The sequence below is a fragment of the Vibrio sp. ECSMB14106 genome (assembly GCF_000972265.1).
GTDB lineage: Bacteria > Pseudomonadota > Gammaproteobacteria > Enterobacterales > Vibrionaceae > Vibrio > Vibrio kanaloae.
Map to the genome: position 1 here is coordinate 79735 of NZ_LAUM01000018.1, position 16331 is coordinate 96065.

The 16331-nt window shown below is 44.1% G+C and carries 10 protein-coding genes; 8 read left to right on the forward strand and 2 right to left on the reverse strand.

Annotated features, from left to right (window positions below):
- Positions 1-64 precede the first annotated feature (64 nt).
- From WR49_RS13300 to WR49_RS13325, 6 genes are all read left to right on the forward strand, one after another.
- Positions 65-1093, forward strand: coding sequence for an amino acid ABC transporter substrate-binding protein (locus WR49_RS13300; RefSeq protein WP_046224341.1), 1029 nt, complete (start codon positions 65-67; stop codon positions 1091-1093).
- A gap of 71 nt (positions 1094-1164) precedes the next feature.
- Positions 1165-2370, forward strand: coding sequence for an amino acid ABC transporter permease (locus WR49_RS13305; protein ID WP_046224342.1), 1206 nt, complete (start codon positions 1165-1167; stop codon positions 2368-2370).
- A 1-nt stretch (position 2371) separates the two neighbouring features.
- Complete coding sequence (locus WR49_RS13310) at positions 2372-3469, forward strand: amino acid ABC transporter permease (protein ID WP_046224343.1); 1098 nt, start codon at positions 2372-2374, stop codon at positions 3467-3469.
- A 22-nt stretch (positions 3470-3491) separates the two neighbouring features.
- Positions 3492-4256 (forward strand): amino acid ABC transporter ATP-binding protein, encoded by a 765-nt coding sequence (locus tag WR49_RS13315; RefSeq protein ID WP_046224344.1) that lies wholly within the window; start codon positions 3492-3494, stop codon positions 4254-4256.
- Positions 4257-4550: 294 nt separating this feature from the next.
- Positions 4551-5216 (forward strand): Bax inhibitor-1/YccA family protein, encoded by a 666-nt coding sequence (locus WR49_RS13320; protein ID WP_017057206.1) that lies wholly within the window; start codon positions 4551-4553, stop codon positions 5214-5216.
- A gap of 180 nt (positions 5217-5396) precedes the next feature.
- The gene (locus WR49_RS13325) at positions 5397-5726 is read left to right on the forward strand and encodes a TusE/DsrC/DsvC family sulfur relay protein (RefSeq protein ID WP_017057205.1); all 330 of its coding nucleotides are present in this window, start codon (positions 5397-5399) and stop codon (positions 5724-5726) included.
- A 51-nt stretch (positions 5727-5777) separates the two neighbouring features.
- Here WR49_RS13325 and yccX read toward each other — a convergent pair whose 3' ends face one another.
- Entirely contained in the window at positions 5778-6065 is a 288-nt protein-coding gene (yccX, locus tag WR49_RS13330; RefSeq protein WP_046224345.1) for an acylphosphatase, read from the reverse strand.
- Positions 6066-6153: 88 nt separating this feature from the next.
- Between yccX and WR49_RS13335 the strand changes: the two genes are divergently transcribed.
- Positions 6154-7557, forward strand: a complete 1404-nt coding sequence (locus tag WR49_RS13335) for a methyl-accepting chemotaxis protein (RefSeq protein WP_046224346.1) — start codon at positions 6154-6156, stop codon at positions 7555-7557.
- A 126-nt stretch (positions 7558-7683) separates the two neighbouring features.
- Positions 7684-8877, forward strand: a complete 1194-nt coding sequence (locus WR49_RS13340; RefSeq protein ID WP_046224347.1) for a class I SAM-dependent methyltransferase — start codon at positions 7684-7686, stop codon at positions 8875-8877.
- Positions 8878-9078: 201 nt separating this feature from the next.
- On the opposite strand, the gene WR49_RS13345 is transcribed toward WR49_RS13340, so the two are convergent.
- Positions 9079-16302: an Ig-like domain-containing protein gene (locus tag WR49_RS13345; RefSeq protein ID WP_046224348.1), complete on the reverse strand. Its 7224-nt coding sequence runs from the start codon at positions 16300-16302 to the stop codon at positions 9079-9081.
- Positions 16303-16331: the final 29 nt, after the last annotated feature.

Sequence of the window (16331 nt, forward strand, 5' to 3'; positions counted from 1 at the left end):
CAGCTAGAAAAACTCAAACGAGCACGAGTATCAGGTGTCACCTGGTTAACAAGGAAGGATACAAATGACAAATAAACTAACACTTCTTGCTTCAGTAGTCGCTGCATCAACTGCGCTTATGGCAACATCAGCATCAGCAGCAGAAAGCACACTGGACAAAGTCACATCTCAAGGTTTTTTAACTTGTGGCGTAAGTACGGGTCTTCCAGGTTTCTCTAACCCTAACTCAAAAGGTCAATGGGAAGGAATCGATGTTGAGTATTGTCAAGCTCTTGCAGCGGCTGTACTCGGAGATAAAACTAAAGTTAAGTATGTCCCCCTAACTGCAAAAGAGCGTTTCACTGCCCTTCAGTCTGGTGAAATAGACGTACTATCTCGTAACACGACATGGACGCTGCATCGTGATACCGCTTTAGGTCTAAATTTTGTCGGTGTTAACTACTACGACGGTCAAGGCTTTATGGTGAAAAAAGAGTTGGGTCTTAAGAGTGCTCGAGAACTTGATGGCGCTTCGGTGTGTGTTCAGTCAGGTACAACAACCGAACTTAACCTAGCTGATTACTTCCGAAATAGTGGTATGTCTTACAAGCCTGTAGTATTTGATACCGCCGCTCAAACTTCTAAAGGTTTCGATGCTGGTCGCTGTGATGCGCTTACCACTGACCAATCTGGCCTTTACGCACTTCGTTTGAATTTAGCAGATCCAAAGTCTGCGCAAGTACTTCCTGAAATCATCTCAAAAGAACCACTAGGTCCTGTTGTTCGCCAAGATGACGACAAGTGGTTTAACGTAGCTAAGTGGACTCTTTCTACGATGATTAATGCTGAAGAGTACGGTATTTCTTCTAAAAATGCAGATGAAATGCTTAAGTCAAAAGATCCAAACATCAAGCGTATTCTTGGTGTAGATGGTCCTAAAGGCAAAGGTCTTGGCATTCGTGATGACTGGGGTTACCAAGTAATTAAGCAAGTTGGTAACTACGGTGAGAGCTTTGAGCGCACTGTAGGTACGGGCTCTCCACTTCAGATTTCTCGCGGTGTAAATGCACTATGGAATGCGGGCGGCTTTATGTACGCTCCACCAATCCGTTAATAAGATTATAAACATCAATTAGGGCGGAGGTTTCCGCCCTCTTTATTAAATGGATTTGAGGTTATAGCAGTATGAAACCTAACGAAACTCCTTCGCCATCTCAAGCGAAGCCGAAAGCAAAGAGTGCCAACCTTCTTTACAACCCGACGTTCCGCTCTGTTGTGTTCCAAGTCCTTGCTGTTGGAGCTCTTACAGCGTTAATTTATACCATTGTAAATAACACGCTCACGAACTTAGACGCCCGTGGCATTGCCACTGGTTTTGACTTTTTATCCCAAGAAGCTGGTTTTGGTATTGGCCTAACACTTATCGAATACGATGAAACGTTCTCTTATGGCAGAACTTTCTTCGTGGGTTTACTTAACACGGCACTTGTATCTATTCTTGGCATCATATTAGCCACTGTCATTGGTTTTAGTATGGGCATTGCGCGACTTTCTTCGAATTGGTTAGTAAGTCGCTTTGCCGCTGTTTACATAGAAATATTTCGAAATATTCCCCTTCTTTTACAGATCTTTTTTTGGTATTTCGCAGTGCTTCAAGCTCTTCCGTCGACTCGTCAAAGTATGAGTTTGGGTGAAGCGATTTTCCTTAACGTTCGTGGTTTGTATTTTCCTGCGCCTATCTTTGAACAAGGTAGTAGTATTGTTATCACCGCGTTTATTGCTGGTATTATTGCCACATTTTTTATCAATATCTGGGCTAACAACAGACAAAAACTCACCGGTCAACAAACACCGATGGGACGCGTTGCAATGGCTCTAATTATTGGTTTACCACTGGTGACATATTTTATTATGGGCATGCCTATTTCGGCCGAATATCCGGAACTTAAAGGTTTTAACTTTAAAGGTGGCATTAGCATAATTCCAGAACTTGCTGCATTAATGCTTGCCTTAAGTATTTATACAGCTTCTTTTATAGCAGAGATTGTACGATCAGGTATCAATGCTGTAAGTCACGGTCAAACTGAAGCAGCTATGTCCCTTGGTATTCCTCGCTCTCGCACTCTTAAGCTTGTCATCATTCCTCAAGCGTTAAGAATTATTATCCCACCATTAACCAGTCAATATCTAAATCTGACCAAAAACTCGTCACTAGCCATGGCAATTGGTTATCCAGACCTTGTTTCTGTTTTCGCAGGTACAACTTTGAACCAAACCGGGCAAGCGATTGAAGTAATCGCAATGACTATGGGCGTCTACTTGACCTTAAGTCTGTTAACGTCAGCTGTAATGAATATATACAACCGCAAAGTAGCGTTGGTGGAGAGATAAGATGAGTACACATCAATTTCAACCAGATCTTCCGCCTCCAGCGAATACCGTTGGACCTGTCGGTTGGTTAAGAAAAAATCTATTTAATGGCCCCATTAACAGCGTAGTCACTGTTGTCCTTGCTTACTTCGCTTTTACTCTGTTGTGGGCAATTGCTGACTGGGCATTCATTAGTGCCGATTGGATAGGAACAACACGTGATGCTTGCACAAGTGAAGGGGCTTGTTGGGTTTTCATTAGTGTTCGCTGGGATCAGTTCATGTTTGGCTTCTACCCTGAAGCAGAACTTTGGCGGCCTCAACTTTTCTATATCACGTTAGCCATATTTGTTGCTTTACTCGCTTACGAAAAAACACCTAAGCGTACTTGGATTTGGCTTTTCTTTGTAAACATTTACCCATTCCTTATCGCAGGTTTGTTATATGGTGGTGTTTTCGGCCTAGAAGTCGTAGACACACATAAATGGGGAGGATTGCTAGTTACGCTAATCATTGCTCTCGTCGGCATCGTTGTTTCATTGCCAATTGGCGTGGCTTTAGCACTAGGACGACGTTCCGAGATGCCAATAATCCGCAGTATGTGTACTGTTTATATCGAAATTTGGCGTGGCGTACCGCTAATTACGGTTCTATTCATGGCCTCAGTAATGCTTCCGCTTTTCCTTTCTGAAGGAACTGAAACAGACAAATTGATTCGAGCTTTAATCGGTGTCGTTTTATTCAGTTCAGCGTATATGGCAGAAGTAGTTAGAGGCGGTTTACAAGCCATACCAAAAGGGCAATATGAAGCCGCAGACGCACTTGGCCTTAGCTATTGGAAGAAGACGGGATTAATTATCCTTCCTCAAGCATTAAAAATTACAATCCCTTCAATCGTTAATACCTTCATTGGGCTATTTAAAGATACGAGTCTTGTCTTAATTATCGGTATGTTTGACGTACTAGGAATTGGCCAAGCCGCGAATACCGACCCTGAATGGCTTGGGTATTCAACAGAAAGTTATGTATTTGTCGCGTTAGTGTTCTGGGTGTTTTGTTTTGGCATGTCGAGATATTCGATATGGTTAGAAAACAGACTTCACACCGGTCACAAACGATAATTAACAAGATCAAGGACGTATTATGACGCAGCAGACAGAAAACAACTCTCAAGGTCTTATGATCGAGTTGAAAGACATGAATAAATGGTACGGTGAATTCCACGTACTTAAGAACATCAATCTAGAAGTTAAAAAAGGTGAGAAAATCGTTATCTGTGGTCCTTCAGGATCTGGTAAATCAACGATGATCCGTTGCATTAACCGATTGGAAGAACACCAAAAAGGCGATATCTTTGTTTCAGGGAATGAATTGACTGAAGATTTGAAAAACATCGAAGCCGTACGCAGAGATGTCGGCATGTGTTTCCAGCACTTCAACCTCTTCCCACACTTGACAGTTCTAGAAAACTGTACTTTAGCTCCTATTTGGGTCAAGAAGATGCCTAAAGACGAAGCCGAAGCGATAGCAATGAAGTACCTAAAACGTGTAAAAATCCCAGAGCAAGCGGATAAATTCCCAGGCCAGCTTTCAGGTGGTCAGCAACAGCGTGTAGCTATCGCCCGCTCTTTATGTATGAACCCTCAAGTAATGCTGTTCGATGAGCCAACATCGGCGCTCGATCCAGAAATGGTTCGCGAAGTGTTAGATGTAATGGTAGAGCTTGCCGAAGAAGGTATGACCATGTTGTGTGTGACGCACGAAATGGGCTTTGCTAAAGAGGTCGCGGATCGCGTGATCTTCATGGACGCCGGCGAAATCATCGAAGAGAACAACCCTGTCGACTTCTTTGAAAACCCACAGTCGGACAGAACGCAGAACTTCTTAAGCCAAATCTTACACCATTAATGTGTTATGATGCATAAACGATAGAGGCGGCTTAGGTCGCCTCTTTATTTTTCAAAGTTATAGATAGTTTTTAAAGTTTTAAGTAACTGAATAGATCGACCAAAGGTTGACCATCGTATCTTAGCTATACTTAATTACAGCGTAAAGAAATACTTTGTTACACCTTCAGAAACACTTAACCGACTATTTTGATTATTATTTTACGTATACAAGAGGAATGAAAGACTTGATTTTTCGAACTTTCACCCCCATAAATGTACTAATAACTATTGAAGTCACCTTACGAGGAAGATTATGAACAGCCCTATGTTTTCACGCACAGCATCTCAAGAAAGTGCTCTGCAAACCAATAAAGTGTTGCGTAACACCTACGCTCTACTGTCTATGACACTACTTTGGTCTGCTGTTGTAGCAGGCGTATCTATGGCGATGAACCTTCCTCGCCCTGGTCTTATCATCATGCTAGTTGGCTTCTACGGCCTACTTTTCTTAACTGAGAAGAACCGCGACAACAGCATGGGTCTAGTCTTCACATTCCTATTTACAGGTTTCTTAGGCTACACCATCGGTCCAATCCTTAATATGTACGTTGGCGCAGGCATGGGTGATGTCATCCTAACTGCACTTGGCGGTACCGCATTAGCATTTATGGGTGCTTCAGCTTACGCTCTTACTACTAAGCGTGACCTGTCATTCCTTAACGGCATGCTACTAGCTGGTTTTGTTGTACTGCTTGTAGGTATGGTTGCAAACATCTTCCTACAAATGCCTCTACTATCATTGGCAATGAGCGGTATGTTCATCCTATTCTCGACGGGTGTTATCTTGCTTACAACGCAAAACATCATTCGTGGCGGTGAAACTAACTACATCTCAGCAACGATCAGCTTGTACGTATCAATCTACAACATCTTCATCAGCCTACTAAGCATTCTAGGCATCATGGGTAGCGACGACTAATCACTCCCATAACTGAAGAATATCTAGCCCAAGAGCTTAGCTCTTGGGCTTTTTTGTATCTGTCAGCACCAGAATTCTTTTGATAGCTGCAATATTTCTTGAGATCGCTATAAATCTATTGAGAAAAGTAAACTTGGTCATGTACCCTATCTGGATAGTTAACTGGATTCTGGATTAAACATGTTTGAATATAACGGCAAGCAAATCGAAACCGATGCTCAAGGCTACCTATTGGACTACACACAATGGGAAGAAGGTATGATTGAAATTCTTGCTCAAGATGAAGCTATTGAACTTACAGATGCGCACTTAGAAGTCGTACATTTTGTAAGGAGCTTTTACGAAGAGTTCAACACCTCTCCAGCAGTTCGCATGCTAGTAAAAGCGATGGAAAAGGCGCACGGCCCAGAAAAAGGCAACAGCAAGTATCTATTCAAGTTATTCAAGAAAGGCCCGGCTAAGCAAGCGACCAAACTCGCAGGCCTACCTAAACCAGCTAAGTGCTTGTAAAGACTAACCTGCTTTAGATCATTCCTGAAGATAAATACTGTAGTGACTGAACTACAGTATTTTAAACTCACCAACACGCACGTTTTGTCGTCCTTCCTCTCCAATTTGATGCTTTACTACACCATCAACTACTGCACTCTTAGGGCCGATTTTTAGCCATTCGTATAGCTTCTCAATTTGTTCAACCTCTCCGACCGCTAATACTTCAACTCGGCCATCATTTAGGTTCTTAGCGTAACCTGAAATATTCAAAGCTTGCGCTTGTCTGCTGGTGTGATAACGAAAACCAACATACTGAACTACGCCTGACACGACAAAAATAAATTGGGAACTTTCCATAACGTTGCCTCATAAATTATATGAATGATATAGTTAAGCTTCTATTCATTCACCGCTAATCGGTGGACTTACTTCGAGTATAACGATTATGAAAGAAATCCCATTTCGTTGGATTGATAAATATCTCATTCACCTAAAAATCCAAGAAAAGTTCTATCTACTCTTCTTATTACCTCTTCTCGCTCTGGTTATATTAACGCTCGTTTTAGATAGTGCAGCGGATTCATTACTGGCTCACCTTTATCAAGAAGAAATGCTCTTGATGAAAGGGCTTATTGAGGCGGGTCAACTCACGAAAGATCAAGTTGCCCAACTTGTTAGTAATTCAGAGACCATCTCTTTAGGCTACGGAGCAGGTTCTGTTTCAGTCATGAACGGTGCGTTTAATTTAGTGGCAAACCACGATCAAAATCTTTGGTCTGCGCTATCTACCACTCAAGTCTCTATCATCGCGGTGACGCTAACGCTGATCGCATTGGGTGTTTACTACATCATGACCTTCATTGGCGGTGCCATGTTCTCGATAAACAAAGCGCTGAACACACTTGCGAACGGAGACTTAACTTACCGTATGAACTACTTCTTGGTCCGTGATGAATTCAGTGAAATTGCCATTACTATCGACAAGGTAGCTGAGCGTGAACAAAACATGGTTCAGTCAATCCAAGAATCTGTGGCACTCATGCAGCAGATCAGCTCGGATTTAAATCAGTCAACACAGCAAAGCTCAGACATTTCAGGCAATCAACAAGAGCACCTGAATAGCCTAGCAAGTGCAACCGAACAAATGGCGGCGACGATTCGTGAAGTCGCGACTCTTGCGCACGACTCAAGCTCTCAAACGATGGATGCTCGTGGCGTTGCCCAGAACGGTCAAGTGAAGGTTTCTAATACTTTGCAATCTATCTCTAGTCTATCTCGAGAGATTCAATCCGCCTCACAAGCGGTAGAAGAACTTGACGCTAACGCAGCACAGATCGATGAAGTAGTAACAACCATCAATGGTATTTCAGAACAAACTAACCTACTCGCGTTGAATGCCGCTATTGAAGCTGCTCGTGCTGGTGAACAAGGACGTGGTTTTGCAGTTGTTGCCGATGAAGTTCGTGCTCTTGCAGGAAGAACACAGCAAGCGACGGTTGAAATCCAAAGCATGATTGAATCATTACAACGTAACAGCCAATCACTCACAAAATTGATGGAAGTAACGGTTAACAACGCTAATGAAGGTCAAACATTAATGTCAGAAGTGAATGTTGAGATCGACTCTTTAGCGGAAAAGAATCAATCAATTTCAGACAGTAGCACACAAATAGCTACTGCCGCGGAAGAGCAAGGTGCTGTTGCTGATAACATAGCTCAAAGTGTCGAAGAGATTCGTCATCAATCAGACAGCATCTGCGATATGATCAGTAAGAGTAACTCCAATGTTGATCAACTGCGCAAGCAGAGCGATACAATGGAAGGCTTACTGACAGGTCTTAAGGCGTAGCATTGATATAAGTTTTATTCATTAAAAAGTGTTGCTAGGGCTGCTTCTGCAGCCCTTTCTTATTTGCTTTTCAACTGGACTTCCCCGACAATACCCCTCCTTCAAATTCAACAAACAGAGTAAATTATGACTCCTTCAATTCATCTAGCTAAAGGCCGAGATAAATCACTACGCCGCAAACACCCTTGGGTATTTTCACGCGGTATCGATAAGGTCGAAGGCGAGCCACAACAAGGTGAAACTGTAGACGTATATGCTCAAAATGGTCAGTGGCTTGCAAAAGCAGCTTACTCACCGGACTCTCAAATTCGAGCTCGTGTTTGGACATTTGAAAAAGAAGAAATCAACAAGGCGTTCTTCGTAAAACGAATTCAAGACGCACAGTCTTTACGTGAAGATATCATTGAACGTGATGGTCTAACGGGCTATCGCTTAACAGCAGCAGAGTCTGATGCTTTACCCGGTATCACTATCGATAAGTATCAAGACTTCTTAGTTTGCCAACTACTTAGCGCCGGTGCTGAGTTTAATAAGAGTATTCTTGTTGAAGCTTTAGTTGAATGCTTCCCTGACTGCAACATTTACGAACGCTCTGACGTAGCAGTCCGTAAAAAAGAAGGCTTAGAACAAGTTGTTGGCGTACTTCACGGTGAAGAGCCACCTAAATCATTGATAATTGAAGAAAACGGCGTCAAAATCAGCGTAAACATTATCGAAGGCCATAAAACGGGCTTCTATATGGACCAACGTGATAGCCGCAAAGAATCTATGAAATACGTTAAAGGCAAAGATGTCCTTAACTGTTTCTCGTACACAGGTGGTTTTGGTCTGTATGCCCTTAAAGGTGATGCTAAGCGTGTAATCAATGCTGACGTCTCGCAGCTGGCTCTTGATACAGCTAAGTTCAACGCTGAACTAAATGAGTTCGACATCTCGAAAAAGCGTGCTGTATTCCTAAACGCTGACGTATTCAAACTACTTCGCGAATACCGTGACCAAGGCACCAAGTTTGACGTCGTTATCATGGATCCACCAAAGTTTGTTTCAAGCAAAAATAACCTAACATCAGGTGCTAACGGCTATAAAGACGTTAACATGCTTGCGATGCAAATCCTGAAACCAGGTGGCACTCTACTCACCTACTCTTGTTCAGGTTTAATGGGTGCTGACTTATTCCAAAAGATCATCGCCGATGCAGCACTAGACGCAGGCCGAACTGTTAAGTTCGTCGAGCGCTTCGAACAAGCAGCCGACCACCTAACAGACACAGCCTACCCAGAAGGTTTCTACCTAAAAGGTTTTGCTTGTAAGGTCTTGTAATCGAGTTCCTTGACTCGCTCTCAAGCTTTCGAGCCAAACATTTATCATAAAAAAGACCACCATTGAAAATGGTGGCCTTATTCTTTTCGGCCTATCCAGCCTAAACCACTGAACTTCTAGCTATATTAGCGTGGGATAAACACAGCCCAAGGGTAATCAAGCGAGTTCAGGTGTTGATTAAGCGCCTGAAACTCTGACTGGTCAATCATTAGTTAGTGTTTTCAAACTATCCAGCAAACTGCTGGTAATGTCCGTGGTATCCGCTCCATTAAAGTCAATCTGCATAGTCTGATCACCTTTCGTAATCGTCAGTTCTGCTACGTCATTATGCTCACTAATAGTGACAGTGTAACCACCACCTTCACCAGAGTGCGGGTCACTATCTTGCAATGAAGTAAGCAAGTCGGCAAGCTCTTGCTGATCATCCTTGAGGTCAGCAAATAAGTCAGCTAAATCAATACGGTCACCTTCATCATAATCAAAGTCGGTAACGGTATCGGTTGAGCTATCCATATCGACCCACTTGAACAAGTCCGCATCCGCACCGCCGGTCAGAATATCATTACCCAAACCACCAATTAGGATGTCATCACCAGTGCCGCCCATAAGGAAGTCATCACCTAAGCCACCATCGAGGACATCATTACCTGCATGACCGAGGATGACGTCATCACCATCGGTTCCTCTTACTTGGTCATCGCCAGTGGAAGCAGTGAAAGACGAGGACTCAACACGGTTGACCTGACCATTGTGGCTGACATTCAGTGTAACCAACTGTTCAGTCGTTTGACCATTGCTATCTTCGACCAAAAGCACGATCTCGAAACCAACAGCCTTACCTTCGTCAATTGTCGGAGCAGTGTCACTTGGTTGGAAATAGTAAGAACCATCTGAACCAATACGGAATACACCATAATCGGTATCAACAACCAGCTCATTGCCGACAGTATCTTTGGTGAAGCTTAATCCAGAAGGTGCAACAGATACATCGCCATCTTGGTTAATAAACTGAGCCACTTGTGCATTCGACTCATCAATCACGATGGCAGCCGCCTCAGCCCCCGCTATCGCCATCAGCAACGAGCCAGAAACACCAATAGTTGGCCGCAATTTAGGTAGATCTGTAGTGATTTTTGAGTCAGGAATATAAACAACATTTTCTGCACTACCCGCTACCTTAATAAGACCGTCAGCCGGTACCCGATTAGGATCGCCCACTCCAACTGCAGTTACCTGTTTATCCGCCATAAACTGAGCCCAGTCTGAACCAATATTACCCCTATTACTTTCACCATCACTCAAGAAGTAAATAACATCATTGGTTTCACCTTTGATATTAGTCACTTGGCTTTCATTATAGCCCTCCATCACTGCATCCAAGCCAGAATCATAGTTAGTCCAGCCATCTGGATCGAACTCACCATCATAGTTCCACTTATCTACAGTATCTGACGCTTTTTGCAATATGGAAATCGCCTCGGATACCGTCATCCAAACACTGGTATTCGCTCCTCTACCACTCTCGACTAAAGATGCGCTCGTATCAAAATCAACAAGCTGTACTAAGACATCACCACTACCATGTTGGCTTTTAACATTATCTAATAAAGAAATGGATGCCTCCAACACGTATTCAATTCTCATGTCGGAGAGCCCGCTTGGGACATCATCCATAGATCCAGAAGAGTCAATGACTAGAGAGATAAGTGTTATTGGCACATCACCGCCTTGATCGGCTATAGCATCCGCACTAGCACCACTATTAACCGTGGTCGTATTGCCAGCTTGGTCACTATCCAAGCCGATTTCTTTGGCCACGGCAGTGACGTCAATGTCTAGGGTATCTGTTGATTGGTACTTAACAGCTAGGGTGTCGTAATTCACAGCCTGAGTTGACTGTCCTGTTACATCGATCACCCAGTCATCACCATCTTTAATACCAACAACTTGACCCGTGCCCTTATCGAAGATTTGGGCATCACCCGGCAAGCCACTAATACGTACTTCATCAAGATACTCACTACCATCACGGTCCGATACGGAAGCTGAGATATTCAGCTCTGTTACAACCTCTTGAAGTACAGTGGGCGTACCATCTGTATTGAGCTCTACGATGGCATCAGCAAAGATTAGGCGCTCTATTTCATAAAGGTGCTCGCCTTCTGATACTGGAGTATTGTCGTCTTGAGTATCAATACCGCGTTTATCTACAACATGCCAATATGGTTTGTCAGTATTCCCATGATTATTATAAAAATCAAACGTATAGTCGGAAAGATTACCAGTGTAAACCACTGTATCCAGACCTAAATCAAGTGACGAGCCATCACCACCTACAATATTGTCATTGCCCTGACCACCAACAAAGACGTCATCTCCATTAGTCTGCATCACCCAGTCATTGCCATCTTTAACCCAACTCCCGGTATCACCAGTTAATTGATCGACTTGGTCTGTTCCAACTTTAATATCACTGGTTTGTTTACCGATATCGCTATGACCTAACTCTGCGTGCTCTGGATCAGATAGGCTTGTCGATGAATCAGCAAAAATTAGCTTTTGATAAAGGCTAGAGTTGATTGTCGTATTACTGTAAGTCGAATCACCAAGACTCACAGTGAGATTCGGCGCATCTGTTACTGGCATAACTTCTAGGTTAAGCGACTCAGTGGCCCCTGTATTAGTGGTGTACTCGACTGTTGGAACACTGCCTGACCAATCGTCTTTCGGTTCAAAGCTATAATTACCATTAGCATCGATAGTAAACGTACCTTCATCAAGGGTTATCGACTGATCCACCTGATAGTCAGTGCCATCGATCTTAACGCCTACCACTTGCAGCACATCGTCAGCATCGCTGTCGTTCGCTAATACATTACCAGTAATCATCTGATCTTCATTGGCAGAGTTGGTGTCGCTTTCTGTTAGTGTAGGCTCACTTTCATGCACCACTACCTCGATATCGAGTGTGGATTGAGCTTGGCTATCATTAGCATTCTCTGAGCTCACAGCCGTTACTGTCAAAGTGAAGTCTTCGTGGCTCCCAGGAGGCGGCGTGACCGTCAAATTATCGAGAGCCCAATCAGTCACGGTAATTGGCTGAATAGGCTGACCATTTTCATCTGTCTCACCGTTTATGGTGATAGTATTACTACCATCACTGATAGTAGCACCCACAGGAATACCAGAAAGTAGAACAGACAAGGTTTCTGAATCATCAGTCAATGATGCGTCAATTTCCGACAATGGAATGGCAGTGTCTTGACGCCCTTCATTAACAGAATATGTCTCATAATAATCGAAACCCTTATCATCAGTCTGCAACGCAGAAAGACGAACGTCTGTACCTTGCGCTGAATCGACGTCAGTCACGATCGAAAGCTGGCTATTCGCCAAGTCAACAGGATCAGCGCCATTAATAGATACATCAACGTTAAAGTTGCCCTGTCCACTTTGGTTATGGTGGTAAATCGCGATTGGATAGTAGCCTGACTCGGTTGGCGTAAACGCCGCACCCTGAATATCACCGCTCGAGTCGCCCCAACGGCCCTCATCGACCAGCTGTCCACCCAAAGTAATCGCAATGCTATCATCCCCGCACCCAACAAAATCGTAAGAAACGTTGGCTTCCAAGTAAACGAGTCCAGTTACTATTACCGCTTGATCCGGATCAGTAGCATTGCTTGCACTATCCTCAGCATTCGCCGTCGTAGACTGCGCCGCATCCGCTGTATCCAGTTGAGATAGCTGCGCAACCAAATCACTACCTGGCACCCCACTGCCGCTACCATACGTCGAATCATCGATGACCACATTGTCCCAAGTCGAGACATTAAACTCCTGCGACGGCAAGTCAGGATCTTGCGTTTTTAGGCTTAGGTTTGGTGCATCAGCGACAGGTGTCACATTGATAGTCAACGCGGCTGATTCACTCATGTTGACACCGTCAGACGCCTCAAAACCAATTTGGCTGCTACCAGACAGGTTATTGTCTGGTACAAATCGTACCTGGTTGTTGTCAAATACTGACTTATCCAACTCTTGATCTGCTGCTACCGCTTGCCAGCCATCAATCTCATCATAATATTTTAACAGTCCACCTTCAGGTAAAGCGGTGATGGTAACTGACAATGAGGATTCATCTGAATCACTGTCAACAACGCCTAAAGAAGCCCAGCTAATGACCGTAGAGTGATCTTCATCAGTGGTGACTTCACCTGGATTGGCAACTGGCGCCGTATCCACATGATAACCACCATCTCTATTGTCTCCGCTAACCGTTGTCGTCACTGTGAATGGGTTACCGGCCTCATCACTGCCAGTGACGCTCGCTACAAGGGAACTATCCGCATCCGACGCCAGCACACTGCCCGGTACACTAATGCGATACGTACCATCCGACGCAACGGTGCCTGTATATGTAGTCACCGCTTGGTCTTCTGCCTGCAGCGTCAACGTCACCGTATCACCTTTTTCCGCATCACCACCAACACGGCCCGTAATGACCACACTTTGAGCCGCTTCTTGAGCATCAAGAATGTCATCGCTAGTGATAGCATCAATGGTAATACTGGCCGAAGCACCTGTATCCACAATCACCTCGAGATCGCTAGAGGTAGCTGTATTGCCAGAATCATCAGTGACCTGGACACTCCACTGCTGATTACCAGCGTTGACTTCATTTTCTGGAGTAAAGTACCAGACCCCATCAACCTGATCTAAATCTCCTTGAACGACGACGCCATCTTTAAGTACCTCAATACCTTCGGCTACAACGTCGCTGTCAACATTACCCAGAGCAAAGGTTGGCGTTGTATCTTTAGTGATGTTGTCTGTATCACTATCACCCGTATCACTTGATGCAACAAGATCTATCGTTGGCGTAGTTATTGAGCTATCCGTTGTTGAACTGTTCACGGTGATCACACCGCTACCTTCGCCTTTATCGCTATCCGTAGCGGTGTAAGCGACCTCTTCCGATACAGCTGCATCAATTATATCGACGCCTTGTAAGGTGATGTTTGAGTTATGACTGGTATCTTCTGTACCACCTTTCGTCGTAAACACGCGGATTTCATCAAAACCGCCCTCATAATGGATATTGGCAACAAACTCGCCTGAGCCATCATAGACAGACGGGTCAACACTATCATCGAAAACAAACTCAACAGGGTCTCCGTTTGCATCTGTAACAACTTGACCATCTTTAAACAGTAATATGTGGATCTGAGCGTCTGCGCTATCACCGTCTTCATAGTTACCCCAGATACTACCGATCTTCACATTAACTTGTGTAATCGTAATATCTGTGTTGCCCCCACCGACGTGACTAAAGTCTACGGCAATAAAATCTTTCTGACTCACATCGATTTCTTGGTCGCCAACTCCCAGTCCTTCGGCACCAGCCTTAACGCTGCCTTCTTGACCATTGTATAGCTTGCTACTCGTTTCGTTACCACTGCCATCTGGGCGAACACCTTCAAATCGGCCGCCAGAAATAACAATACCATTACTAGCTTCAAACTCCGATACGGTATTGTCATCAACGTTAAAATCAACAGACGCATCAAAACTCATAAACTCATTGATATCGTCACGAAGTTGATATTCTACGACGTCACTTTCACTAATTTGCATCCCAGTTGTTACTTCAGTTCGAACATCACCGTCAATAATGTACAGAGTGCCTAACTCTGGATTTTGATCAATTGACACAGTCAACGCATCTTCATCTTCTTGGTCAATAACATGCTCATCGAAACTAAAGCTAGCGCTTGACTGACTCCCAAGTTCAACTGTGAAGTCGTCTGCGTCAGGAGCATCATTCATCGCCAAGGCATCGTTATCGCTGAACTCTTGACTGTTACCGTAGTTCAAACTCGCTGACACGTTAAGCTCTGAGTCAACTAAGGTAGCATTGATGCCGAAGTTTAAAGTTCCAGTACTGATGTGGTCATCGGTTAGCGTGATTGGGCTTTGTGCAATTGCTTGTCCTTCCGCCATGATTATCAACGTCGCCCCAGCAACAGCACCGGCCGGCAAACCAATCGTATAATTAATGGTACTGCGATCGCTATTGATTACTTCATCTTCATCGCGTTCGATCTCAATCGTTGGCGAGAACAGCTCATCAAAGGTCGCCTTATCGCCGCCTTTAAATTCGAACTCCTCAAACTCGATAAAGGTATTCACATCTCCGCTATCGGTATTCTCAGAAATAGTCACAGAGCCATCAGCATTGAGTACGATACTCGCCTGGTCAATATTAAAATCAAAGACAGCTTTGTCATTACCCGCGCCGCCATCGGCAACCATTAGATCATTAGCATCATCAACGTCAACTTTGAGAACATCATCACCCTCACCAAGCAGGACAAAGTCGTCACTGCCTTCATTAAGCGCAGGATCAAAGTCACCGTGGTAATAATGCACCGTCTCGCTTGCATCGCTCTCGTTACCTGCTACGTCGACTTGGGTAGCCGTGAAGAATTCATTGTCGTTGACTTGAGTATTGGTTAAGTCTGAAATATCAAACGACCAATTACCCTCGCCATCCACAGTAACGGTACTGTTTTGATTAATTAGGTTTCCATCTTCATCAAATATCTTAATCTCGAGACCTGGCTCACCTGTACCATGTAAGATAACAACTGAATAATCGTCATCAGATGAATCGTCGGTGATATTGGTAATGACCGGTGCATCTGGGGCTGTGGTGTCTTTCTCTATAGTTTTCGCCAAAGAATCAAAAGTATTACCCGCTTCATCTGTTGCATTTACCACAACGGACAAATCTCCGTCTTCTAAGTCGCTCACATCAACGCCCGTAATAACGAAGTCGGTATACGAGGTACCACCACTATTATCAATCACCTCTTGTACTACGGAAGAGCCATCGATAACCACGGTATCTCCATTAGAGTCAGTGAATGTAATAGAGTTTATTGTCGCAGATTCGTTGACAAACCCACTGACGTTAACACTGGTTTGTTCGGTGAAATTAATAATGTTATCACCATCATTAAAGGTTCCGTCTGTAGGAGTGAAATCAAACACAATACTACGGTCAACTTGGTACGATTCGTTTTCACTGGCCTCGAACGTGTTGCCTGCAGCATCAGTACCAGTAACTTTTGCAAATACCTGAGGTGATGTTGCGTTGTTATTTGCTAACTCGGAACCAGCAACGATAGCTGAGAATGTGTAACGGCCTTGGTCATCCTTCACTTCTAAGACTTCTACCTCGACCAATGAATCGCCACTCTCCTCGTTCAACCAGATGCTGACCGTATCACCAGGCAGAGCGTCACCAGTGACATAACCACTAATAGTAATATTGGCTTGGGCCTCGTCATCATTGATGATTCCGTCTTCGGTGATGGTGTCGATGAAAATACCGGCATTGGCGTCGGTATCGATGGTCACTGCGAGTGCGTCTGATGTGTCGCTATTAC